26 protein-coding genes and 1 riboswitch are annotated in these 22,224 nt (G+C 40.4%); of the genes, 23 read left to right on the plus strand and 3 right to left on the minus strand.

Going from position 1 to position 22,224, the window contains the following annotated elements; all coding sequences use genetic code 11:
• Nucleotides 1-139: 139 nt before the first annotated feature.
• The 3 genes from N8L33_RS04590 to N8L33_RS04600 all read right to left on the minus strand — a co-directional run bounded on the left by N8L33_RS04590 (nt 140) and on the right by N8L33_RS04600 (nt 3,251).
• Nucleotides 140-1,306, minus strand: coding sequence for a tyrosine-type recombinase/integrase (locus N8L33_RS04590; protein ID WP_261058657.1), 1,167 nt, complete (start codon nt 1,304-1,306; stop codon nt 140-142).
• Nucleotides 1,307-1,467: 161 nt separating this feature from the next.
• Complete coding sequence (locus N8L33_RS04595) at nt 1,468-2,292, minus strand: KilA-N domain-containing protein (protein ID WP_138705661.1); 825 nt, start codon at nt 2,290-2,292, stop codon at nt 1,468-1,470.
• A 443-nt stretch (nt 2,293-2,735) separates the two neighbouring features.
• Nucleotides 2,736-3,251 (minus strand): helix-turn-helix domain-containing protein, encoded by a 516-nt coding sequence (locus N8L33_RS04600; protein ID WP_004255065.1) that lies wholly within the window; start codon nt 3,249-3,251, stop codon nt 2,736-2,738.
• 206 nt (nt 3,252-3,457) lie between these two features.
• On the opposite strand from N8L33_RS04600, the gene N8L33_RS04605 reads away from it, so the two are divergent.
• From N8L33_RS04605 to N8L33_RS04715, 23 genes are all read left to right on the plus strand, one after another.
• Nucleotides 3,458-3,658, plus strand: coding sequence for a helix-turn-helix transcriptional regulator (locus N8L33_RS04605; protein WP_000040971.1), 201 nt, complete (start codon nt 3,458-3,460; stop codon nt 3,656-3,658).
• A 15-nt stretch (nt 3,659-3,673) separates the two neighbouring features.
• The gene (locus tag N8L33_RS04610; RefSeq protein ID WP_261058664.1) at nt 3,674-4,450 is read left to right on the plus strand and encodes a BRO family protein; all 777 of its coding nucleotides are present in this window, start codon (nt 3,674-3,676) and stop codon (nt 4,448-4,450) included.
• Nucleotides 4,441-5,067, plus strand: a complete 627-nt coding sequence (locus tag N8L33_RS04615) for a Rha family transcriptional regulator (protein ID WP_261058666.1) — start codon at nt 4,441-4,443, stop codon at nt 5,065-5,067. Before N8L33_RS04610 ends, N8L33_RS04615 begins: the two co-directional genes overlap by 10 nt.
• A 439-nt stretch (nt 5,068-5,506) precedes the next feature.
• Nucleotides 5,507-5,959: a hypothetical protein gene (locus N8L33_RS04620; RefSeq protein ID WP_261058668.1), complete on the plus strand. Its 453-nt coding sequence runs from the start codon at nt 5,507-5,509 to the stop codon at nt 5,957-5,959.
• Complete coding sequence (locus tag N8L33_RS04625; RefSeq protein WP_261058675.1) at nt 5,956-6,156, plus strand: hypothetical protein; 201 nt, start codon at nt 5,956-5,958, stop codon at nt 6,154-6,156. The genes N8L33_RS04620 and N8L33_RS04625 overlap by 4 nt, the downstream gene beginning before the upstream one ends.
• Before the next feature lies 1 nt (nt 6,157).
• Complete coding sequence (locus N8L33_RS04630; protein WP_138703084.1) at nt 6,158-6,373, plus strand: hypothetical protein; 216 nt, start codon at nt 6,158-6,160, stop codon at nt 6,371-6,373.
• Nucleotides 6,370-6,663 (plus strand): hypothetical protein, encoded by a 294-nt coding sequence (locus N8L33_RS04635; RefSeq protein WP_173304411.1) that lies wholly within the window; start codon nt 6,370-6,372, stop codon nt 6,661-6,663. Before N8L33_RS04630 ends, N8L33_RS04635 begins: the two co-directional genes overlap by 4 nt.
• Nucleotides 6,644-6,985: a hypothetical protein gene (locus N8L33_RS04640; RefSeq protein ID WP_000058833.1), complete on the plus strand. Its 342-nt coding sequence runs from the start codon at nt 6,644-6,646 to the stop codon at nt 6,983-6,985. The genes N8L33_RS04635 and N8L33_RS04640 overlap by 20 nt, the downstream gene beginning before the upstream one ends.
• Complete coding sequence (locus N8L33_RS04645) at nt 6,978-7,253, plus strand: hypothetical protein (RefSeq protein ID WP_000492148.1); 276 nt, start codon at nt 6,978-6,980, stop codon at nt 7,251-7,253. Before N8L33_RS04640 ends, N8L33_RS04645 begins: the two co-directional genes overlap by 8 nt.
• On the plus strand, nt 7,246-7,392 hold the full coding sequence (locus tag N8L33_RS04650) for a hypothetical protein (protein ID WP_000534152.1): 147 nt from the start codon (nt 7,246-7,248) through the stop codon (nt 7,390-7,392). Before N8L33_RS04645 ends, N8L33_RS04650 begins: the two co-directional genes overlap by 8 nt.
• 1 nt (nt 7,393) lies before the next feature.
• Nucleotides 7,394-8,254, plus strand: a complete 861-nt coding sequence (locus N8L33_RS04655) for a primase alpha helix C-terminal domain-containing protein (RefSeq protein ID WP_173304409.1) — start codon at nt 7,394-7,396, stop codon at nt 8,252-8,254.
• A gap of 163 nt (nt 8,255-8,417) precedes the next feature.
• Nucleotides 8,418-9,914 carry a phage/plasmid primase, P4 family gene (locus N8L33_RS04660; protein WP_000785436.1) on the plus strand — a complete coding sequence of 499 codons (1,497 nt, stop codon included), beginning with the start codon at nt 8,418-8,420 and terminating at the stop codon, nt 9,912-9,914.
• Nucleotides 9,915-10,249: 335 nt separating this feature from the next.
• The gene (locus N8L33_RS04665; protein ID WP_000694570.1) at nt 10,250-10,426 is read left to right on the plus strand and encodes a hypothetical protein; all 177 of its coding nucleotides are present in this window, start codon (nt 10,250-10,252) and stop codon (nt 10,424-10,426) included.
• Nucleotides 10,427-10,508: 82 nt separating this feature from the next.
• On the plus strand, nt 10,509-11,039 hold the full coding sequence (locus N8L33_RS04670) for a hypothetical protein (protein WP_173304407.1): 531 nt from the start codon (nt 10,509-10,511) through the stop codon (nt 11,037-11,039).
• 70 nt (nt 11,040-11,109) lie between these two features.
• Nucleotides 11,110-11,613, plus strand: a complete 504-nt coding sequence (locus N8L33_RS04675) for a hypothetical protein (RefSeq protein ID WP_173304405.1) — start codon at nt 11,110-11,112, stop codon at nt 11,611-11,613.
• A gap of 1,091 nt (nt 11,614-12,704) precedes the next feature.
• Complete coding sequence (locus tag N8L33_RS04680) at nt 12,705-13,097, plus strand: ArpU family phage packaging/lysis transcriptional regulator (RefSeq protein WP_261058708.1); 393 nt, start codon at nt 12,705-12,707, stop codon at nt 13,095-13,097.
• A 52-nt stretch (nt 13,098-13,149) separates the two neighbouring features.
• Nucleotides 13,150-13,284, plus strand: a complete 135-nt coding sequence (locus N8L33_RS04685) for a hypothetical protein (RefSeq protein ID WP_257994393.1) — start codon at nt 13,150-13,152, stop codon at nt 13,282-13,284.
• A gap of 469 nt (nt 13,285-13,753) precedes the next feature.
• Nucleotides 13,754-16,585, plus strand: a complete 2,832-nt coding sequence (gene uvrA / locus N8L33_RS04690; protein WP_261058711.1) for an excinuclease ABC subunit UvrA — start codon at nt 13,754-13,756, stop codon at nt 16,583-16,585.
• Complete coding sequence (locus N8L33_RS04695) at nt 16,578-17,639, plus strand: M24 family metallopeptidase (RefSeq protein ID WP_084954304.1); 1,062 nt, start codon at nt 16,578-16,580, stop codon at nt 17,637-17,639. The genes uvrA and N8L33_RS04695 overlap by 8 nt, the downstream gene beginning before the upstream one ends.
• A gap of 57 nt (nt 17,640-17,696) precedes the next feature.
• A riboswitch (M-box (ykoK) riboswitch) is annotated at nt 17,697-17,847 on the plus strand.
• Between the two features lie 194 nt (nt 17,848-18,041).
• Entirely contained in the window at nt 18,042-20,702 is a 2,661-nt protein-coding gene (gene mgtA, locus N8L33_RS04700) for a magnesium-translocating P-type ATPase (protein WP_261058729.1), read from the plus strand.
• Between the two features lie 135 nt (nt 20,703-20,837).
• Nucleotides 20,838-21,236, plus strand: a complete 399-nt coding sequence (spx, locus tag N8L33_RS04705) for a transcriptional regulator Spx (protein ID WP_000591165.1) — start codon at nt 20,838-20,840, stop codon at nt 21,234-21,236.
• 65 nt (nt 21,237-21,301) lie between these two features.
• Entirely contained in the window at nt 21,302-21,871 is a 570-nt protein-coding gene (locus N8L33_RS04710) for an SP0191 family lipoprotein (protein WP_261058740.1), read from the plus strand.
• A gap of 86 nt (nt 21,872-21,957) precedes the next feature.
• Entirely contained in the window at nt 21,958-22,224 is a 267-nt protein-coding gene (locus tag N8L33_RS04715; RefSeq protein WP_000507059.1) for an IreB family regulatory phosphoprotein, read from the plus strand.

The raw sequence follows: 22,224 nt of genomic DNA on the forward strand, positions 1-22,224 counted from the left end.
TTTCTACTGATTTCACGCGTTTTTCTCATACTGAAGGCTAGGTTGGGGGAAACTGGAAGTTAGTTTTAGAAGTTACCTATTGGATTTTTACTTTGTCTTGAAATGTTGATTTTTGAATTTGCTCCCCTTTTTGCTCCCCCTATAGTGCTTTTAGTGCAGTTTCGTAGAATGATACTGCTTTTTTTGCGTTCTCTTTTGAGAGGTGGCTATATATATCCATGGTCATTGATAAAGTGGAATGACCTAGGCGGTACTGGAGTTCCTTGTATGGTATTCCAGAGTTAAGCAAGAGACTAGCGTGAGTGTGACGGAATCCATGAAAGCCAATGTTAGGAACATCAGCACGCTTAAAATGTGTTTGCAATCTTCTTTTAAGTTTTGAACTGCTAGGATACTCATGAATGAAATCAGAAAATACCACGCTTTCACGTTGTCCTATCTTCCAAGCCTCTTTAGTTTGGCGTAGCTTGTATTGTTTCAGCATGCTAACAGTCGCTTGATCTATATCTATATCCCGATAACTAGCCTTAGATTTTGGGCTATTGATTTCTAGATCCCGATTTAGTGTTTTGGTAATATGCACAACGGCATTATCTAAATCTATATCAGACCAGGAAAGAGCTAAAGCTTCATTGATACGGCAACCAGTAGCCAATAGGAACTTATAGAGCGTTGTCTCATAGTAATAACGATATCTATCGCTATCTAAATTATCGAGATAACCAAGAAATTTTTTTAGTTCTTTATTTTCAAAGTGCTTTACTTTTTTCCGCTTTGCTTTCTGAGTGTTACGAGGTAAAACAACATCACGCGCAGGATTGGACGGTATCGCTTGCATGGTTACGCCATACTGTAAGATACGTTTGTTTAAAGCGTGTATCTTGTCATAATGTAGAAAAGCCCCTTTTTCCCCTCTATTAGTCTTGTCAGCAAGTTTGTTGATAATGGACTGGATAAGTGGAGTAGTGAGCTTATCCAGCTTGTAAGCCCCGAAAATGGGCAATATATGATTATCAATTAACTTTCTAACATTGCCTTGAGTGTTTGGCTTAACCGTATTCTTATAACTTTCTAACCAGAGATTGGCTAATTCTTGATAGTTTTTTATGGTGCTAGCCTTTTGTCTAGTAGATCCTGCTTTTTGAAAAGCTATTTTTTCTTGATTGGCTTTCTGCTTAACTTCCTTTTGTGTCCGCCCTGTTACCTTAGTTTTAACTTTCTTTCCTGTTACTTGGTCAATTCCTAGATATACATTAGCACGATAGACTCTGCTACCGTCTTTTTTTATAACTTCAGTTATTTTCATGATGATAAACCTTTCTAAAATACATCAGCAGGCAAGCTATTATTAAAAAGGTTTTAGATTGTGGTTTATATCATGCTAGGGCTTCATAGATTGCCCTGTATTCGATTTTAATTAGTCAGACGGCAAATTGTACCAGAATAAGAAACAAGGCGGATATGGGGCTATTTATCGGCTAGGCGCTTTAGATTGTCCAGAGCTTTTTGATTGTTTTTGTAAAGTACCTCTAACTGTTCTTTGGCGATTCTATTGAGTTCAGTTAGGCGGTTGCTTTGTGATAGCCCTTGTTTTATCATTTCAGCGTTAAGACTTTGTAAATTATTAAGAACTAATAACTGTTCAATAGTGGCATTATCTCGCTGATTACCGTCTTTTTCTGGGAAAGCTTTCTTGTATTCTTTGGCAGTCATACCGAACAAGGCAACATTAACCAAGTCAGCTTCAGAGGAGTAAGCGTATGATATTTGAGACGGCTGTAGTGTTGGGACAATATTTTCTTTAATTGCATCAGTTTGTATTGTGTAATTGAGTTTTGAAATATAGCGGTTCACTTGCCAATCTAACTGATTTCTATAGGCCTCTTCTTGTTTAAGCCGTTGATAGTCTTGAATGATGTAGAGTTTGAACTCTGGGGAAATCCAAGAAGCAAACTCAAAGGCTATGTCTGAGTGGGCATATGTTCCACCATAGCGTCCAGCTTTTGAAGTGATACCGATGGCGTTCATTCTTTCTATCCATTGTTTAGAAGTCATTACAAGCCTACCAGGTTCATTTCTAACCGTATGGAATTCCATACGGTTAAAATTTGGGTTATTAATACTTTCCCAAGTTGCTAAAAAGTCTATAGTAGCATAACTACTAAGCCAGTTTGAAATAACTATTCTAGGATCTTCGCTATTTTTATATTTAGCTATATCTGTCAAGCTAACATAATCAGTATTATTGGCTAGTAAAGTGATTTCTTTACCGTTTGCGTTGATTTTAACCATGGTAGTCCTTTCTAAAACATTGTAAGTGGTTGACATTTGTTGACATCAAAAAAATTAGTAGATATGGGGCTTATATAGGCTTGAAGTTTGAGCGAACCACGAGAATCCACGCGCTTCAGGATTGTTGAACATTGTGGCGCGTGGGTATGCTATAGGTCGTATTTTAAATGCAAGAGTGGTATAATGATGTTGTAATCATCTTATAGGGTGCGTCCTCTATAGTGTATAGAGAGTTAACATCAGCACCATCTGGTTCAATTAGGTTGATTATATTAGTCTTGATTAAAGGTAAGGGTATTGACTTACCTTTTTTTGTTGCTATTTTGCAATTTTGCCGTTTTTTGCGCTTTAGTCTGTAAAATTGGCTTTCTATTCTTTAATTTCCACCGTTTTTGCACAATAGACCATGGGATGGGGTTGCTATTGGCGAATATGGGGGATTTTTATCTTCCTCTCATAGCTAATAATTCAATAGTTTTACCTATATTTTCTTGTTCAGTTTCTGTTAGTATGCTCCATAAAGCTATAAATTTTTGTAATCTAGCAGGGAGAAATAGAAACGAGCTATAAAAGTCTTCACGGTGCTTTACAACTATTTCGGGAGGTACGGCAGTATTTTTATAGCTTTCATAAAATTGTTTATCAATATACTCATAAAAATCTTTTGTTCTTTCTCCGATTAGCTCTTTTATCTCTTGAGTGAGGAATGTTTCAACATCAGGATAGTTTGAAAAAATTGTTTTATCCAATGCTTTTTCTAATTCTCTATACTCACTATACCCCAACAGATATCCAACGCTTACCCCGAAGTAGTCAGCTAGTTGCTGGGCTTTTTCTGGTTTTATTTGGCTTTCTCCGTTTTCCCAATTTTGAAGAGTCCGATAATGAACCCCAATATTTTCAGCTAACTCTTTTTGAGATAGCTTTTTTTCTTGTCTTAATTCTTTCAATCTATTCATGCTTTATCACACCTTTCACAGAAGATTATATACTATATCTTAGAAAAAGTACATTTTTTTTGTGCAAAAATTAAAAAAACAGTTGACAATAGAAAAAATATTGTGTATCATACAAATCAAGCACATTAAAAATGTGCACAGCCCCTCCAACCTTTCACACTTTCAATCTATTCATGGAGGGGGATTTTTTAGAAAGGGGGAAACCTATGAGCAAACTACGAGGCTATCGAGTTATGTTAGGATTAACTCAGCAACAAATGGCGGACAATCTAAAAATTTCTTTGCAGTCGTACAACAACAAAGAATTAGGTAAAACGCCATTTAACGACAAGGAACGTCTAGCGATTAAGTCAATGGTTGCAGAAATCAAATCAGATATAACCATAGATGAACTATTTTATAGCTAGAAAGGCAGGCAAGCAATGAAGAGGAACTATACAAGGGTCATCGATGAAATGCGAACCACTCACGGGTTGAACTTGGTAGCTATTGGCCAACGAATAGGCATAGACCCCCGAACAGTTGGCAAGTGGGCACAGGGCAAGCATAAGCCCAACAAGGAAAGCAGAAAAAGGCTAAACAAGTTATACAGAGAGGTTAAGCAAGACATGACAACACAAGTAAGTATTTTTGAAGAGACAACAGACCAAGGGCAACTATTGCAGGTTGTCACTACTACTATTATTCACGGTCAACCATTGGACATCTACGGCAGTGAACAAGAACCGCTATTTTTAGCTAGGGCGATTGCTGAGATGATTGACTACAGCAAAACATCACAAGGATATTATGATGTGCAATCAATGCTAAGAAAAGTAGATGAAGATGAAAAAGTAAAAGGGACGCCTTTGGACGGTACTACGGAAACTTTCCGTAGTGGTCAACAAGTTTGGTTTTTAACTGAGCATGGACTCTATGAGGTGCTTATGAGGTCAACCAAACCAAAAGCCAAAGAGTTTAAAAAAGTAATCAAGCACATTCTGAAAGAAATCCGACTAAACGGCTACTACATGGCTGGGGAATTGGTGGAAGAACCACAGACCACTATAAAAGCCCCTAACACGTTGGTAGAGGCAGAGCGGTATTATATCGATACACTAGCCAAAGCCATTGCAGAGGCTCAAAATATGGACGAGAAGAGCCGTCTGACAAGCAAGTTAACCAAATTCATGCAGGAGGTAGAACCACAATGGAATTAGTCTATATGGACGGTAAAAAAGAGCCGTATACACTGAGCAGTATTGTGGCAGAATGCACGGGATTGCAACATCACACAATCACCAAGACGATCCGCAAACATCAAGCAAGATTTGAACAGTTCGGAAAGGTTGGATTTAAAATCCAAGCTATGGAAAGTGGCCAGAATACCAAGGACTATATTTTGAACGAACAACAAGCGACCTTGTTAGTTACATTCTTAAAGAACACCGAGCAAGTGGCCAACTTCAAAACCAACCTAGTCAAAGCATTCTTTGAAATGCGTGAGGAGCTTTCTAAGTTTCGTATGCAGAGGGCGCTAGAAAAGCCAAAAAGAAAAACACTGCATGACAGTATAGAAACATGGACTAATGCACCCAAGCACGCGCATAGCACCATGAACAACCTGCTACTAAAAGCAGTAACTGACAGGAACGCTAAGCAGTTAAGGGAAGAACGTGGGGGCTATAATGGCATTGATAGCTTGACAAGTGACGAGCTGGAGCAATACCAGGCATTTGAGGACATGGTAATAGCCATGATTGGCTTGAATATGAGTTATCAGGAAATCAAGGCTATGGTATTCAGAAATAAAAAAACACGCCAAAGAAGCGCATGAGAGCAACAAAAAAAGGCTTAGCAATAACCACACCGCAGAGCCTTTCACACTAACACTAAAACGAATTTAACAAAAAGCAGGCAAGCTATTATCAAAGAGGTTTTAGTAAAGATTTATACCTAGATTATAGCATATTTAGGGCAATTTGACCATACGGAGAGCGCCAACTCTTAAAACTGTACTTTCTCACGCTTTCAATTTGGCGACTCTGAGCGTGAAGATATCGTTTATAAGAAACAACTCAAAAAGCCCCACGCTCTCGGTCGGCAAACTTCTGAGCGTGAGGAACTTCATTGCAAGAAAAACTGTATAAGAAACAACCATTCCCCCCCCCCACACTCGCCATCGCCCAACTTTGAGTGTGAGGATATCCTGGATAGTAAAAAGCATTAAAAAGCCATCAGAGCAATTACACAACATAGAAACATAGGTAAAAAACATGACAGAAACAACATACGATATTATCGCTAAAAGCTTGGATAGAATTAGTATGGAATTACACCAAGCAGACGAAAACAATGATTTTTTCAGAATAGGACTCTTATCAGCACAATTAAAAGCTGTCAAAGAAAATTTACACCGCTTGCTTTGGATTGAACTTCCTGAATTGAATGACAGCCATAAAATCGAGGCAGTTTCTAAAAGCACTACGGGAATGTTTTTCCACCCTGGTATTTTTGAGATGGACGCTATGCGACAAGCATTCTTTAAACGCCAAGCTATGCACTTTTTTGAGAACGAAGCAGAGCAACAGGCGTATATAGAGCATGTTGAGAAGGAGTATTTAGGGGCTACTGTAACCTTTAAAGATATTCTTTTTAACTCTAAAAATGGAACTCAGAGAGTAAATAAAAGTTGTCTTATAGAGAAGTTTGAGGAGGCAATGCAATGACACTAGACTTAAACAACATGACACAAGCAGAATTTGATGAAGTAATGGCTGAAATCAAGGCAGAACGCCCCAGCGTCTTTCAGTTTATTGCTGATTTTTTAGATAGAAAGGTAACACCCAAAGAGGTAGATGAGTTTTTGAAGATGGAGCGAACTGATCAAGTGGACTATATCAAGAATTACAAAGCGAGGGCATGACATGAATGAATTAGATTTGACCAATACACAGGCGGTAATCTTTATGGTGGTATTGATTGGCTTATTGCTTTATTTAAACCACCGAGACCGCAAAAAAAGCGCCCAATTTGAGCGAGAAAACCAACAGACGATAGAAACACCTAGCGAGGATTTAAACCCTGATTATGGGCGATATATCCAGCTTGCAGGGGTAAGAGTTTACGGAGGGATGAAATGAGTTACATAGTGAAGATATACCTTGATAGTGAAAAAATACCAGATGAACCTTATTTTACTAAAGATATTTTTCTAGCTACGTGTATGGACAATGCAACAAAGTTAGCTGTAACTATGGGCTTGTTGACAAAACAAGCGTTTGATTTAGAGACTAAGACAGCTATTTTGAAAACCTTGGATACAATCATAGAAACTCAAAAAGATATTTTGCAAGGGGTAGTGAGCGGACAAATAACCTTTGTGAATAAAAGCAAAGGAGAGGAGGAACTGAATGAGTCTATCAGAGAATGACAAACGAGTATTAAGACTAATCAAGGTAGGGGCTGAGAACTCCATAACAGGGGCAGAAATCAGCCTGATCACTAAGCTAGCAGAAAGAACCGTGCAAGATATTATCAGCCGTCTAATCACGCGCCATAGCGTTCCTATTGTTGGGGTTCGCCATGGGACATTTAGAGGATATTTTATCCCAGCTAACAAAGAGGAGCTACTGGACGGAGCAAAAACATTTTACAATCAGATACGAGAAGAAGAAAAGCGCCTAGCGGTGTTGATGAACAGCGACCTAGAAAGCTACAAAGAAACCTTGAAGGAGGTGGGCGGATATGTTTAGCCTAAGCCGAGAAAGTGAGCAAGACCTAGTGCATGGCATTCTGGAGGTAGTGGAAAGATACCATGAAGCGCGTGATAGACTCAAACCACGACTGACAGGCTTAATATCAGCCCAGGAAGTCATGGACGAGTTAGATATAAAATATATGACACTCCAAAAATGGGAAAAAGCAGGGCTAAGACGATACCATCCACCGCTTGAAGATACAAGAAAGGTTTACTATAAAATAACTGACATCTGGAAGTTTCTGGGGGTAGAAAATGGGTAGATACATGACAGAGCCAGCTTATGCTGGTATGAAGTTAGCCAAGGAAGATAAAACCAAGGTCAGACGCCCAAAGTTGAAGCAACTCAAAGAACGGAAACAACTGAAGAAACTGAGGAAGAAACGTCGGAAAGGGAGCTGATATGACGATTTACGAGGCTAGAGGCTTTCAGGGTAATCTTGTCTATCCATTTGATAAAATTGAGCCGTTCCAGTACATTGAACGCTTTAAGCCTTTGGTAGTCCCTGAAGGGGCAAACATTGAAGAATTTAAACGTACACAAGCGCCTTACTGTATAAGTGGCAAAGTGACACCAGAAAAGCATGGCAGTTACAAGCGAAACAACTCCAGTCTAATCTATCGGGATTTGATTTTCCTTGATTATGACGATATACAGGGGACGTCTGAGGGCTTTATAAAGGCTGTTTCTAGCGCTTTATTTGGCTACTCCTATATCTTATACCCGACTATCAAACATAGCTTAGAAAAGCCCCGTTTTCGCCTTGTAGTGAAGCCTAACAACGTGATGAATGAGGCAACCTATAAGCAGGTAGTTAAGGAGATAGCGGACAAGATTGGGCTACCCTTTGACATGGTCAGTCTAACCTGGTCACAACTCCAAGGGCTACCAGTAACAACAGGTGACCCAGCAAGTTATCAAAAGGTTGTGGAGCATGGCCTAGATTATCCAGTCCCCAAGGTTGAACCAAGAGCGAAGCAAGAAACTACGGAGCGTTACAAGCCTAGAGCAAGTGGCCAGAGGTCAATGACCATGAGAATTATTGACACGCTTTTTAATGGCTTTGGAGATGAGGGAGGGCGCAACGTAGCACTGACACGCTTTGTAGGTTTACTCTTTAATAAGTGGGTTGATTGCGACCTAGAGACCGCCTACGAGCTGACAAAGATAGCTAATAGCGTGACAGTTGAACCATTGCCTATTGAAGAGCTAGACCGCACTTTTAGCAGTATAGCACGGGCTGAATATAGAAAGAGAGGATAGAACCATAGAACTAGAAGAATTAGGAAACCTAGAAAGTGAAATCTTAGAGGCGCGTGAAAGCGAAGATAAGCACTTTAAGACTTTCAAAGGTGTTAGGGGACAGCTTATCAAAGAGTGTCAAGAAATCAAGGACAAGGCTTATCAGCAAGCTTATGAAGAAGTTATGGCAGACAGCAAACACCTTGAAAATGTAAAGGCAGGCAGGTTGACCGAGGCCCAGCATGAAGAACTAGCCCAGCAGAAAGGCGAGGAAAAGAGCAGTAAGGCCTTACCAACTAATCCGCTGGGAGTTGCTATTATGTTAAAAAAGTACGTCCGATTTATTAGAATTAAGCCAGAGGCACAAGGGCAAAAAGCCCCATTATATTTCTATAATCCTGATTTTGGTATCTGGTTAGAGGATAATGAATTTTTGCAAGATCTTATTTCTGTCATTTATCCAAACGCAACGGAAAAACAGGCATTTGACACGCTTTATAAAATAGCTAGACAGAGCCAAATGAGGGAAATCCAAGGCAATTATACTGTAATTGGGAAACAGCTATACAATGCTAAGACAGGCATTTTTGAAGAAACGACACCAGAGATTACAGCAACAAGAAAGATAAAAACAGGTTATAGCCCTGGAGCAGAAGAGCCTATAATTAACGGCTGGAAGCCGACAGCTTGGCTTTTAGAGTTGTTTGACGGTGACAAGGAGCTTTATAACCTTGCTATCCAGATTATAAAAGCAAGCGTCACAGGGCAGTCTTTGCAAAAAATCTTTTGGCTTTTCGGTGAAGGTGGAACAGGAAAAGGAACTTTTCAGCAGTTACTTATAAACCTAGTTGGTATGGAAAATGTGGCAAGTTTGAAGATCACTGGTTTAACAAAAAGTCAATTTTCAACGTCTATATTATTGGGAAAGTCGCTTGTAATCGGTGATGATGTACAAAAGGACGCAGTAATTAGAGACACTTCAGATATGTTTAGCTTAGCAACAGGCGACATAATGACCATAGAGGACAAAGGGAAACGCCCTTATAGCATACGCCTTAATATGACGGTAGTACAATCTTCTAATGGTTTACCAAGAATGAACGGGGATAAATCAGCTATTGATAGGCGATTTAGAATTTTACCTTTTACCAAAATATTCAAAGGTAATCCTAACAAGGCTATCAAAGACGATTACATTAACCGCAAAGAAGTGCTGGAGTACCTGGTTAAGTTGGCTATTGAAACACCAATCGCTGACATTAACCCTACGAAGTCTATTGAAATACTTGAAGAACACCATAAGGACATGAACCCCGTTATTGATTTTGTTTCTAAGTTTTTTACTGATGAATTGACAAGTGAGTTTATTCCTAATAGTTTTGTCTATCACGTTTGGAAAGGTTTCCTAGAATACTATGGTATTAAAGAAAACAGGTCAGAAATGGGCTTACATCGAGAAATCAAAAGCAACCTGCCTGAAGGTTTCGCAGTTGGCCAGAAGGTTATCCCTGCAGGGCAACAGATCCATAAAGGTTTTTATCCTAAAGAAGACCTACCGCCGTTTGCAAGCGTAGCCTATGCTAATGGTAGGGCAACACCCGAAAAGCAGAAAAAGCCAAAGAATGAACGCGGGTATTACAACCATTGGCCAGAGTACAAAAAGAGAAGGAAAAGAAAATAAGAATTTTATACACTTTACACAGTAGGGCAAAAATTTTATACACTTAAAAACGTTGTCATATCAAGGGTTTTATACACTTTATACGAAAAACACGGAAATAAAAAAATTTCCTTATATTATGTTTTAAAAATGGGGTCCCTATTATCCCTATATATGTTTTTATTTTAATGTATAAAGCGTATAAAGTGTATAAAACAATAGCAAAAACCTTGGCATTACTGACTTTATTTTTTATACACTTTTAAAAACAAGTGTATAAAATTTGTAAGAAGCGTATAAAAAAGGGGACAGAAAAATCAATTAAGTACAAAAGGAGTACAAAAGGAGTAAAAAACATGAAAATTAAACTATTTTTTTATTACAAATGGCAACAATCACTAGAAAATTTTGAACAGGAAGTAAATGATTTTATGGCGACCGTGCAGGTAATTGATGTAAAACATTCAACCGCAACCGTAGGAGATAGTGATGGTATGGGTGCGATTGCTGGTTTGCTAGTATTATACAGATAACAAAATGGGGTAGATAGTACCGACCCCCTTGCAATGGTGTAACTACTAGTGACACCCTTAAAACAGAAAGAGGAAAAACAACATGACATTAAAAACATTTTCAGATAAAGCAAAAACATTCACTTTCACTTACTATTTTTGTGATCAGGCGACCGCTCAAGTAGCAGGTCACGCGCTACTGGGATATATGACTGGAACATATTGCCAGCCTGTAATCTCATTGACCTACAAGGATAAGGGAACGCTTGTCGCTGAGTATGTGGAAGATCACAAGCTAAACAAGACTTTCAAGCGTATTTGTGATAGCTTTAAAGACTACCACAAACAACCAGAAGAGGCTGAAGCATTTGAGGAACGTTATAAACGGGAGCGCGTGCTTCAACTCAAAGAGTCAGAGGATTTTGAGAGTTTGCTGGAGAAAGTAACAGACTACGAGCTAGAACTATTAGACTATGCTGATCGCTTGCTTTCTGATAAGCCTATCCCTATGGACTCTATGACCGCTTTTGGTACGTTGGAAAAGCTGGGCGATGAAAGTATTAGCCTACTCCAAAAGTTGGACGTAGAGGGCGAATATAAAGGCCTTGCTGGTTATACAGAGCATTTGAAGTAGGACACAGGGGAGCAATCCCCTTTTTGCTATCAAGTCAATAGTTTTGGGTTTTTCCATATAGGGGGAAATAATGAAGCAGTTAGCAATAGAAACAATCACTAAACCAATGAAGCTGAGAGGAATATCTAAGGGTATAGCAGAGTTGGACGGTAAACGTTTAGAGATTGATTTGGATAATTTAATGATTGATTTTGGTGTAGAGTCATTTGAATTAGACAGAATAGCAGGAACTAAGGGAGGTAATCGATATTTCTTTCTTTGCCCTGATTGTGGTAGACGGTGCAGGTTGCTTTATAAACGGTATTTATATTTTAGTTGCGGTACTTGTCTAGATATCCACAAGAGTACCCTGAACCGTAGCAAAACGGATTGCCAATACTACTGGGAGCTTGCACTAAAAGAAGCCAGAAAGGTAGAACCAGGGTGGAGTCCTAGACGTGGTAGATATATGTTTGATGGTTTCCCTGAAAGACCAAGGTATATGAAGCGTGACAGGTATCATAAGCACTATAAGAAGTTTTTGAAGTATATTGAAAAAGGGGATAGATTTTGGCTGAATGGTTCGAGATTGTGAGACAATATGAAGTAGTGTGCAATTTACAAAACGAACAAATACTACATATTAGACGGTTTGAATGTTAAAAAAAGCTAGATATATCAAGGATTTAAGTAAGCAGAGCGTTCCAAAAAAGGGTGAGGTTTTGGTGAGGTAGCATATATAAAAAGTATAAGATTAGTATAAGGTTGTGTATTTAAAAATACTAAGGTTTTACAAAGGTACAGGGCTTTTTTTCTAGTGATAGAACCACAAGATAGAGAGGTTTACCGAGGGTTAGAAAAGGTGAGATTTTTCTTAGGTAGTGGCAGTAAATATGACTGACAAATGGCAGGGTTATGTGTGTTGAACTCCGAGCGAACGCCGAGAAAGTGGCTATATCCCCCTATCATTTATCAAGCAGATAAGAGCAATAATAACCCTCCTTAACTCCCTGAGAAACGACAAGCAGATAAGCGAAGTTTTTAGCCCTCTTATTTCGGATCTACTCCTTGCAGAATGACAAGCAGATAAGGATGACAATAACCCTTCTTAATTGCTTACAAAACGATAGGGAGTTAAGACAAATTTAAAAGCTCCTTATTTTCGTTTTTCTCCTTGTCAAACGGTAAGGGAATAGGACAGGAAATAACATCGCTTATTTTGATTTTGCTCCCTGAAAAACTGTAAGGAGATAAGGAGACTTATTAGCTTCCTTAATTTGGATTTTCTCCTTACAAAATTACAGGGGAATAAGAACTAAAATAACTCCCCTTATTTTCCTACCAAATGATAAGGAGATAAGAGCAGTTTAAAAGTCTGTTATTTTGGATTTGTTGCTTATAAAACGATAAGCAGATAAGCAAAGAAATAACTTGCCTTAATTGCTTGCAGAATGACAAGGAAATAAGAGAGATAAAAACATCCCTTAATTGCTTATCAAACCATAAGGAGATACGGGGGCTATCTCCCTCCCCACGCGCTTCTATGAGCTTCACACCGTCATTGTACATTTTTTCTCACGGGAAAACATTTGAAGCTAGAGCGAACATAGAGAAATAGCAAAAAAAGCCAAGGCGCTCCGCCTCAGCTATAATCTCAATAATATTATATCACAAAGGAGCGAACTAATGGAGCTGGATAAGTTTAAAACGATGATGAACGTCAGAGAGCGGATGACTTACTTTCTACGTTTCCAGAGGATGGCAGGAAGTGAAAACCAAGTTACGATAGATGAAGAGGCTTGGAAACTTGTCTTACCTGATCAGTGGAATTTGAGCGGTGAGCATGAAAAAGCAATACGTGAGGGGTTGGAGATATTCGCCCACGACATCAACAGCATAGAGAACGAGAGAGCCAGAAAATACTTCATTATCCATTATTGCTACATGAGAAAGAAAACAATGAGCGAATGCGTAGAAATGGCAGGTACTAGCTCCACTAGCTACCACCGATACAAACAGATAGCCGTCTTAAACTTTGCGAGAATCCACCAGAACGGAGAGCTAGAAGCATATAAGTAGGCGTTTGTGGTGTTTTGTTGAGAAATGTTAAGATTTAAGTGAGGGGGATGACATGATTGAAGATTTTTTGATTGATCTGGAGAATATCCAATTAGAGGATATGGAGATAGATTTAAACATGGATTTTGAAATAGATGTTGACCTTGATGGTTTAGATTTAACCTTACTACAAGAATTAGAAGCGTAAATGTTGGCAAATGTAGGCGTAGGCTTCATATTCGCCCCCTATTTCGCTTGGTTTCGTACTGGACAACTAAAGCACCACGGACAAACTACAAGCCCTTAGAAACGAATCTGGGGGCTTTTGTGAGGCCATAATCTTATAAACCACGCGCTTCATGGTATAATATACCTATCAGCAACCAGCAATAAAAAAAGCACGTTTGACCGTGCTAGTTTCTTGCCTGCTGAACTCGTCAAATCTTAGCCCTTTTGTGGGGCTTTTTTGCTCCCCTTTTTGCGTACTTTGGGGGAGCAAGTAGTAAAAAGTAATGTTAGTGTTTTTTGTTCAAAAGCGCGTGATATAAGGGTCAGGAAGCCCTAAGAAAACATAAAATAAGAAGTTTTTTATTATACTACAAAATCGGCCTTTTGGGTAATAGAATCTCACTTTTTTTGGTATAATGGTAAGCAATAATGGACTAGAAAGAACAAAGATGCAAGATAAAATTGTCATTCATGGGGCGCGTGCCCATAATTTAAAAAATATTGATGTGGAGATTCCGCGAGACAAGCTGGTTGTTGTGACCGGCTTGTCAGGTTCAGGGAAATCCAGTCTGGCCTTTGATACCCTCTATGCGGAGGGACAACGTCGCTATGTGGAGAGCTTGTCAGCCTATGCTCGTCAGTTTTTGGGAAATATGGAGAAGCCTGATGTAGATGCCATTGATGGTCTCAGCCCAGCTATTTCCATCGACCAGAAAACGACTAGTAAAAACCCTCGCTCGACGGTAGGAACCACGACTGAAATCAATGACTATCTGCGTCTCCTCTACGCGCGTGTGGGGACGCCTTACTGTATCAACGGGCATGGGGCTATCAAGGCTTCTTCTGTGGAGCAGATCGTTGATAGGGTCTTAGAATTGCCAGAACGCCAGCGCCTACAAATCTTAGCACCAGTTATCCGCAAGAAAAAAGGACAGCACAAGAGCGTCATTGAAAAGGTTCAGAAAGATGGTTATGTCCGTGTCCGTGTGGATGGGGAAGTCTATGATGTGACCGAAGTGCCAGAGTTGTCCAAGAGCAAGCAACACAATATTGATGTCGTAGTTGACCGTATTGTCATCAAGGAGGGCATTCGTAGTCGTCTCTTTGATTCCATTGAGGCTGCCCTTCGTATTGCAGAAGGCTATGTCATTATCGACACTATGGACGACTCTGAGTTGCTCTTCTCTGAGCATTATGCCTGTCCAGTTTGTGGCTTTACTGTTCCAGAGTTAGAGCCACGTCTCTTCTCCTTCAATGCTCCTTTTGGTTCTTGTAGTGAGTGTGACGGCTTGGGCATCAAGCTGGAGGTGGATACTGATTTGGTAGTGCCAGATGCCAGCAAAACCTTACGTGAGGGGGCGCTAGCACCTTGGAATCCTATCTCATCCAACTACTATCCAAACATGCTAGAGCAGGCTATGACAGCTTTTGGAGTAGATATGGATAAGCCTTTTGAGGACTTGTCAGAAGAAGACAAGAACTTGATTCTTTACGGCTCAGATGGCAAGGAATTCCATTTCCACTATGAGAATGAATTTGGTGGCGTGCGCGATATCGATATTCCTTTTGAGGGAGTTGTCAATAATATCAAGCGTCGCTATCACGAGACAAACAGCGATTACACGCGCACCCAGATGCGCCTCTACATGAATGAGCTGACTTGCGGAACCTGTCACGGTTATCGCCTCAATGACCAGGCCTTGTCTGTCCGTGTTGGTGGCCAGCAAGGACCACATATCGGAGAAATTTCAGACCTGTCTATCGCTGACCACTTGGACTTGGTAAGCAAGTTGACTCTGTCTGAAAATGAATCTATTATTGCTCGTCCCATTCTCAAGGAAATCAAGGATCGTTTGACCTTCCTTAATAACGTGGGTCTTAACTATCTAACCCTGTCACGTTCGGCAGGAACCCTTTCAGGTGGGGAGAGCCAGCGTATTCGCTTGGCGACCCAGATTGGTTCCAACTTATCAGGTGTCCTTTATATCCTGGATGAGCCGTCAATCGGTCTCCACCAGAGAGATAATGACCGCCTGATCGTCAGTCTCAAAAAGATGCGCGACTTGGGTAATACTCTCATAGTAGTGGAACATGACGAAGATACCATGCGTGAGGCTGATTATCTGATTGACGTTGGTCCCGGTGCAGGTGTTTTTGGTGGGGAGATTGTTGCGGCAGGAACCCCTAAACAGGTTGCTCGCAACAGCAAGTCTATCACAGGTCAGTATTTATCAGGCAAACGTGCCATTCCAGTGCCAGAAGAGCGACGTGTCGGAAATGGTCGTTTTATCGAGGTGACGGGAGCGCGTGAGAACAATTTGCAAAATGTCACGGCTCGCTTCCCACTAGGAAAATTCATCGCCGTTACAGGGGTATCTGGCTCAGGGAAATCGACCTTGATCAACAGTATCCTCAAAAAAGCTATTGCCCAGAAGCTCAACCGTAATTCAGACAAACCTGGTAAATTTAAGACTATTACAGGGATTGAGCATGTCGACCGCTTGATTGATATTGATCAGAGCCCGATCGGACGAACGCCGAGGTCTAACCCTGCTACCTATACAGGAGTTTTTGACGATATACGTGATCTTTTTGCTCAGACAAATGAAGCCAAGATTCGAGGCTACAAGAAGGGGCGTTTCAGTTTCAACGTCAAGGGTGGTCGCTGTGAAGCCTGCTCAGGTGACGGGATTATCAAGATTGAGATGCACTTCTTGCCAGATGTTTACGTGGCTTGTGAAGTCTGCCACGGGACCCGCTACAACAGTGAGACCCTAGAAGTCCACTACAAGGAAAAAAATATCTCGCAGGTCTTGGACATGACCGTCAACGACGCGGTAGAGTTCTTCCAACACATTCCTAAGATTCAACGTAAACTCCAGACCATCAAGGATGTGGGACTGGGCTATGTGACGCTAGGGCAACCAGCTACCACCCTTTCTGGGGGAGAAGCCCAGCGTATGAAACTGGCTAGTGAACTCCACAAACGCTCGACAGGAAAATCTTTCTACATTCTGGATGAGCCGACGACAGGTCTTCATACCGAAGATATCGCTCGCTTGCTTAAAGTCTTGGCTCGCTTTGTCGACGATGGCAATACAGTCCTTGTTATCGAGCACAATCTAGATGTTATTAAGACTGCAGACCATATTATTGACTTGGGACCTGAGGGCGGTGTCGGTGGTGGAACCATCATCGCAACAGGAACTCCAGAAGAAGTAGCGGCCAATGAAGCCAGCTACACAGGACAGTATTTGAAAGGAAAGTTACATCATGAATAAACGTGTACAAGCATTTCTAACGAAAATGCAAGAAAAAGAACTAGATGGTATCATTATCAACAACCTTAAAAACGTCTATTATTTGACTGGTTTTTGGGGTTCAAATGGAACAGTTTTTATCAGCCGTGACCGTCAGGTCTTGGTGACAGACTCTCGCTATATCATTGCAGCCAAGCAAGAAACCAGTGGTTTTGAGATTGTGGCTGACCGTGATGAATTGGCTGTCATTGCAGGCATTGTTAAGGATATGGGCTTGTCTCGAATCGGTTTTGAGGACGAGATTTCAGTGTCTTATTATCACCGTATGCAGGCAACCTTTGAAGGAATTGACTTGCTTCCACAAACTCAGTTTGTTGAAGGTCTTCGAATGATTAAGGATGAGGCAGAGATTGCAGCTATTCGCAAGGCTTGTTCTATCTCAGACCAAGCTTTCCGCGATGCACTTGACTTTATTAAGCCAGGAAAGACTGAAATTGAGATTGCCAACTTTCTTGACTTCCGTATGCGTGAGTTGGGAGCATCTGGCTTGTCTTTTGACACTATCTTAGCTAGCGGAATCAACTCTTCTAAACCTCATGCTCATCCCATGCACAAACCAGTTGAGCTAGGAGAAGCCATTACTATGGACTTCGGTTGCCTTTATGACCACTATGTCAGTGATATGACACGGACTATCTATCTAGGACATGTTAGCGACGAGCAGGCAGAGATTTACAATACGGTTTTGAAAGCTAACCAAGCCTTGATTGACCAGGCTAAGGCAGGATTAGGTTTCCGTGACTTTGACAAAATCCCTCGTGATATTATCATCGAGGCAGGCTATGGCGACTACTTTACCCACGGTATTGGACACGGTATTGGACTGGATATCCATGAGGAACCATACTTTAGCCAGACTTCTACAGAAACTATTAAGGCAGGTATGGCCTTGACCGATGAACCAGGTATCTATATCGAAGGCAAATATGGCGTTCGTATCGAGGATGATATCCTGATTACAGAGACAGGTTGTGAATTGTTGACCCTTGCTCCAAAAGAGTTGATAGTTATTTAAGAGTCAAACAACTCAAATGATTGACTTTTAAATTTTAAAGGTTTATACTGAAAGACGAAAACGGTAGGTGAGGCTACCATAGGGATACGGATGACTACCGCAAAGCAGTGGAGACACTACTCGTTGGTCAACAGTCCTGGTCGCGAAGGCCAAGACTAAGCTCATTACATTGCCCTATGGAGTTAAAGCTTGAACGAAAAACAGATAATTAGTTTTTTAATCCTGCCATTTTATGGTGGGATTTTCTACTGTTTAAATCAAAGAAAGGAGACAGACGATGCAAATTGACGACCATCCGGAACCGCACATACACAGCCAATCGCTGATTTGTGTCGTTCTGCCCTTATAAAGTGATTGGTCTCTGTGTATGAAACACATCATTCATACAGATAGGAGAAACCAATGAAAACTACAAAAGAAAGATTAGCAACAGCTATTCATACATCTTTAAACGAAACTCTATCTTTTTATAAGACAAGTCTAACAGGCTTGACTGAGGAGCAGGTGGAGAAAAATCGTGACCTATATGGCGAAAATACCATCACAAAGGGTCAAGAAGACAGTATCCTCAAAAAGATTTACGAATCCATTATCAATCCTTTTACGATCATCTTACTGGTCATCGCCGTGATTTCCTTGGTGACCAATGTCTGGTTGGCAAAACCAGGTCAAGAGGATCCGACGACTTCTATTATCATCGTTGTCCTAGTCCTCATTTCTGGTGGCATACGCTTTGTCCAAGAACTCCGTAGTGATAAGGCTGCGACCAATCTATCAAAAATGATTGTCAACACAGCGACTGTCATTCGTCAAGGAGAAATCCAAGAAGTACCTATCGATGATTTGGTAGTGGGTGACATGGTTAAATTAAGCGCTGGAGACATGATTCCAGCAGATCTTCTTTTATTTGAGTCGCGCGATTTCTTTGTACAACAGTCTGGCTTGACAGGTGAAAGTGAATCGGTTGAAAAATTGGCCTTGACCAAGGCAACAGTTCAACAATCTGATAGTCTGCTAGAAGCAGAAGCGCTCGCCTTTATGGGAACCAATGTCTTGTCTGGTAGTGCCAAGGCCGTGGTTTTAGCAGTTGGTGATGATACCATGATGGGGGCCATTGAGCAGACTTTGAACACCTATGATGAGCCTACTTCGTTTGAACGGGAGATGAATAGTATTTCGTGGCTCTTGATTCGTTTGATGCTGGTCATGGTGCCCATCGTTTTCTTGTCCAATGGTTTAACAGATGGCGACTGGCTGGAAGCTGGCGTATTTGCCTTGAGTGTGGGTGTCGGGCTGACACCTGAGATGCTTCCTATGATTATCACGGCCAGTCTAGCAAAAGGTTCTATTATCATGGCTAAGGAAAAAGTGGTTATCAAGAAACTCAATGCCATACAGGACTTAGGGGCGATTGATATCTTGTGTACAGATAAGACAGGAACTCTAACTCAAGACGAAATCGTTCTAGAATATCCCTTGGACATCCACGGACGCTTGGATTTGACTGTCTTGAGACGAGCTTATCTCAATTCCTATTTTCAAACTGGTCTGAAAAATTTGATGGACAGAGCCATCATCAGTAGAACTGAAAAAGAAGCTAAAGAACACGCTATTCTACAAAATTTGGATACTAGCTTCCAAAAAATAGATGAATTGCCCTTTGATTTTGAACGTAGACGGATGAGTGTTATCGTTAAGGATGAACACGAAGTTGTTAGTTTGGTAACCAAGGGTGCCCTAGAGGAAATGCTTGCGATTTCCAGTCATGCGGAATACCAAGGAGTGATTACTCCCTTGACAGATGCTATTAGAGAGGAAATATTAGCGGAAGTCCGACAACTAAATCAACAAGGTTTGCGTGTCTTGGGAGTGGCTTATAAGTCAGGTTTGAGGGAAGATCATGCCTATACAGTTGATGATGAAGGGGATATGATTCTAACTGGTTATTTAGCCTTTCTAGATCCACCAAAACCATCTGCAGCACCAGCAATTAAGGCTTTGTTAGAACATGGAGTTCAAACAAAGATTTTGACGGGAGACAACGAAAAAGTTACCCAAGCAGTCTGTGAAAAGGTTGGTTTGGATATCAATCAGATGCTGTTGGGGTCTGAAATTGATCAGATGAGTGATCAAGAATTGGCCCAAGCTGTAGAGGAGGTAACCGTCTTTGCCAAACTTTCTCCTGACCAAAAAGCAAGGATTATTTTGCAATTTAAGGCTAATGGTCATGCTGTCGGCTATATGGGAGATGGAATCAATGATGCCCCTTCTATGAAAGTAGCAGATGTGGGGATTTCTGTTGATACAGCAGTAGATATTGCTAAAGAAACAGCTGATGTTATCCTACTTGATAAGGATCTCATGGTGCTTGAAAAAGGACTTGTTGAAGGTCGTAAGGTCTATGCCAATATGACCAAATATATCAAGATGACGGTCAGTTCTAATTTTGGAAATATCTTATCCCTATTGGTCTCTGGAATCTTTTTACCCTTTTTACCAATGGCACCAGTCCATTTGATTATCCTAAATCTAGTCTATGATTTGTCTTGTATTGCCTTGCCTTTTGACAAGGTGGACAAAGATTTTTTGAGAAATCCGCATACCTGGGAAGCCAAGTCCATCACACGTTTCATGGTTTGGATGGGGCCTATTTCTTCTGCCTTTGATATTTTGACCTTCATTTTGCTTTATTTTATCATTGTACCTATGACGACAGGTCATGCCTATGTTCATGGAGCAGAGTCGGCCGTAGGATTTATTGTCTTGTTCCAGACAGGTTGGTTTATCGAGTCTATGTGGTCACAAACTATGGTTATCCATATGTTGCGTTCAGCTAAAATTCCCTTTTTACAAAGTCGTCCGGCTTGGCTCGTTCTTGTGACAACCTTATTGGCTGCAGCCTTTGTGACCTTCCTTCCCTACAGTCCTCTCGCAAGCCTACTTCATCTCACTCCTTTAAAACCGATTTATTTCATCTTTTTACTTTTCATCATTATTTTGTATATGATTAGCGTGACAATTGTGAAAAAAATCTATATCAAGAAATATAAAGAATGGCTGTAAATTTCATTTTGTCAAGAAAAAAGTACGAAAATGACGAAAAAAGTCAAAAAAATTTAAAAATAGGTCGCAAGTCGGATGTTTTTTATGGTATAATAGACTAAACTGATAGTAACATGTAGCGAAAGGGGTAGGTACATGATTAAAATTTATACAGTCTCAAGTTGTACTAGCTGTAAAAAAGCAAAAACCTGGCTCAATGCCCACCAGTTAAGTTATAAAGAACAAAATCTTGGTAAAGAAGGAATTACGAGGGAAGAATTACTGGATATTCTAACCAAAACAGATAATGGAATAGCCAGCATCGTTTCATCTAAAAATCGCTATGCCAAAGCCCTTGGAGTGGATATTGAAGATTTGAGTGTCAATGAAGTCCTCAATCTGATTATGGAAACACCGAGAATTTTAAAGAGCCCAATCCTTGTGGATGAAAAACGTTTGCAAGTTGGCTACAAGGAAGACGATATTCGTGCCTTCCTACCACGCTCTGTCCGTAATGTAGAAAATGCAGAAGCACGTTTGCGTGCAGCTCTATAAACATCAAGGCTGGGAGCAATTCCCAGTCTTATTCTATTTTAATCTCAAAAAGAAAGAAGAAAGAAATGAAAAAAGTTGTTCTTGTTAGTCTAGCTTTCCTTTTTGTCCTAGTTGGTTGCGGACAGAAAAAAGAAACTGGACCAGCTACAAAAACAGAAAAGGATACGCTTCAGTCGGCATTGCCAGTTATTGAAAATGCTGAGAAGAATACAGTTGTAACCAAGACGTTGGTCTTGCCGAAATCAGATGATGGTAGCCAGCAAACTCAAACTATTACTTATAAAGACAAGACTTTTTTGAGCCTAACCATCCAACAAAAGCGTCCAGTCTCAGATGAGTTGAAGACCTATATTGACCAACATGGAGTGGAGGAAACTCAAAAAGCTCTCCTTGAGGCGGAGGAGAAGGATGAGTCCATCATTGAAGCTCGTAAATTGGCAGGCTTTAAGCTTGAAACCAAATTATTGAGTGCAACCGAACTTCAAACAACGACTAGTTATGATTTTCAAGTTTTGGATGTCAAGAAGGCTTCCCAGTTGGAATATTTGAAGAATATTGGCTTGGAAAATCTTTTGAAAAATGAACCAAGCAAATATATTTCAGACAGATTGGCAAATGGTGCGACAGAACAGTAGAAAATCCAAATAAATAGACTGCCTGAATTGTAGAACGTAAGGAATTATGCTATAATGGTACTATTCTAAGGAAAGAGGGTGTTAGAATGGGATTTACTGAAGAAACAGTACGTTTTAAATTGGACGATTCCAATAAAAAAGAAATTAGCGAAACTCTGACTGATGTTTATGCTTCGTTGAACGATAAGGGCTACAACCCAATCAACCAAATCGTAGGTTACGTATTGAGTGGAGACCCTGCCTACGTTCCTCGTTATAATAATGCACGAAATCAAATCCGTAAGTATGAGCGTGATGAAATCGTTGAGGAATTGGTCCGCTACTACCTTAAAGGACAAGGAGTCGATCTATAA

Origin of the sequence: Streptococcus mitis (genome assembly GCF_946188695.1) — a bacterium.
Classification (GTDB): Bacteria; Bacillota; Bacilli; order Lactobacillales; family Streptococcaceae; genus Streptococcus; species Streptococcus mitis_DF.

Coding starts and splice junctions, on each gene's coding strand:
- N8L33_RS04590 (WP_261058657.1), bottom strand. CDS start 1,306: ATGAAAATAACTGAAGTTATAAAAAAAGACGGTAGCAGAGTCTATCGT.
- N8L33_RS04595 (WP_138705661.1), bottom strand. CDS start 2,292: ATGGTTAAAATCAACGCAAACGGTAAAGAAATCACTTTACTAGCCAAT.
- N8L33_RS04600 (WP_004255065.1), bottom strand. CDS start 3,251: ATGAATAGATTGAAAGAATTAAGACAAGAAAAAAAGCTATCTCAAAAA.
- N8L33_RS04605 (WP_000040971.1), top strand. CDS start 3,458: ATGAGCAAACTACGAGGCTATCGAGTTATGTTAGGATTAACTCAGCAA.
- N8L33_RS04610 (WP_261058664.1), top strand. CDS start 3,674: ATGAAGAGGAACTATACAAGGGTCATCGATGAAATGCGAACCACTCAC.
- N8L33_RS04615 (WP_261058666.1), top strand. CDS start 4,441: ATGGAATTAGTCTATATGGACGGTAAAAAAGAGCCGTATACACTGAGC.
- N8L33_RS04620 (WP_261058668.1), top strand. CDS start 5,507: ATGACAGAAACAACATACGATATTATCGCTAAAAGCTTGGATAGAATT.
- N8L33_RS04625 (WP_261058675.1), top strand. CDS start 5,956: ATGACACTAGACTTAAACAACATGACACAAGCAGAATTTGATGAAGTA.
- N8L33_RS04630 (WP_138703084.1), top strand. CDS start 6,158: ATGAATGAATTAGATTTGACCAATACACAGGCGGTAATCTTTATGGTG.
- N8L33_RS04635 (WP_173304411.1), top strand. CDS start 6,370: ATGAGTTACATAGTGAAGATATACCTTGATAGTGAAAAAATACCAGAT.
- N8L33_RS04640 (WP_000058833.1), top strand. CDS start 6,644: ATGAGTCTATCAGAGAATGACAAACGAGTATTAAGACTAATCAAGGTA.
- N8L33_RS04645 (WP_000492148.1), top strand. CDS start 6,978: ATGTTTAGCCTAAGCCGAGAAAGTGAGCAAGACCTAGTGCATGGCATT.
- N8L33_RS04650 (WP_000534152.1), top strand. CDS start 7,246: ATGGGTAGATACATGACAGAGCCAGCTTATGCTGGTATGAAGTTAGCC.
- N8L33_RS04655 (WP_173304409.1), top strand. CDS start 7,394: ATGACGATTTACGAGGCTAGAGGCTTTCAGGGTAATCTTGTCTATCCA.
- N8L33_RS04660 (WP_000785436.1), top strand. CDS start 8,418: ATGGCAGACAGCAAACACCTTGAAAATGTAAAGGCAGGCAGGTTGACC.
- N8L33_RS04665 (WP_000694570.1), top strand. CDS start 10,250: ATGAAAATTAAACTATTTTTTTATTACAAATGGCAACAATCACTAGAA.
- N8L33_RS04670 (WP_173304407.1), top strand. CDS start 10,509: ATGACATTAAAAACATTTTCAGATAAAGCAAAAACATTCACTTTCACT.
- N8L33_RS04675 (WP_173304405.1), top strand. CDS start 11,110: ATGAAGCAGTTAGCAATAGAAACAATCACTAAACCAATGAAGCTGAGA.
- N8L33_RS04680 (WP_261058708.1), top strand. CDS start 12,705: ATGGAGCTGGATAAGTTTAAAACGATGATGAACGTCAGAGAGCGGATG.
- N8L33_RS04685 (WP_257994393.1), top strand. CDS start 13,150: ATGATTGAAGATTTTTTGATTGATCTGGAGAATATCCAATTAGAGGAT.
- uvrA (WP_261058711.1), top strand. CDS start 13,754: ATGCAAGATAAAATTGTCATTCATGGGGCGCGTGCCCATAATTTAAAA.
- N8L33_RS04695 (WP_084954304.1), top strand. CDS start 16,578: ATGAATAAACGTGTACAAGCATTTCTAACGAAAATGCAAGAAAAAGAA.
- mgtA (WP_261058729.1), top strand. CDS start 18,042: ATGAAAACTACAAAAGAAAGATTAGCAACAGCTATTCATACATCTTTA.
- spx (WP_000591165.1), top strand. CDS start 20,838: ATGATTAAAATTTATACAGTCTCAAGTTGTACTAGCTGTAAAAAAGCA.
- N8L33_RS04710 (WP_261058740.1), top strand. CDS start 21,302: ATGAAAAAAGTTGTTCTTGTTAGTCTAGCTTTCCTTTTTGTCCTAGTT.
- N8L33_RS04715 (WP_000507059.1), top strand. CDS start 21,958: ATGGGATTTACTGAAGAAACAGTACGTTTTAAATTGGACGATTCCAAT.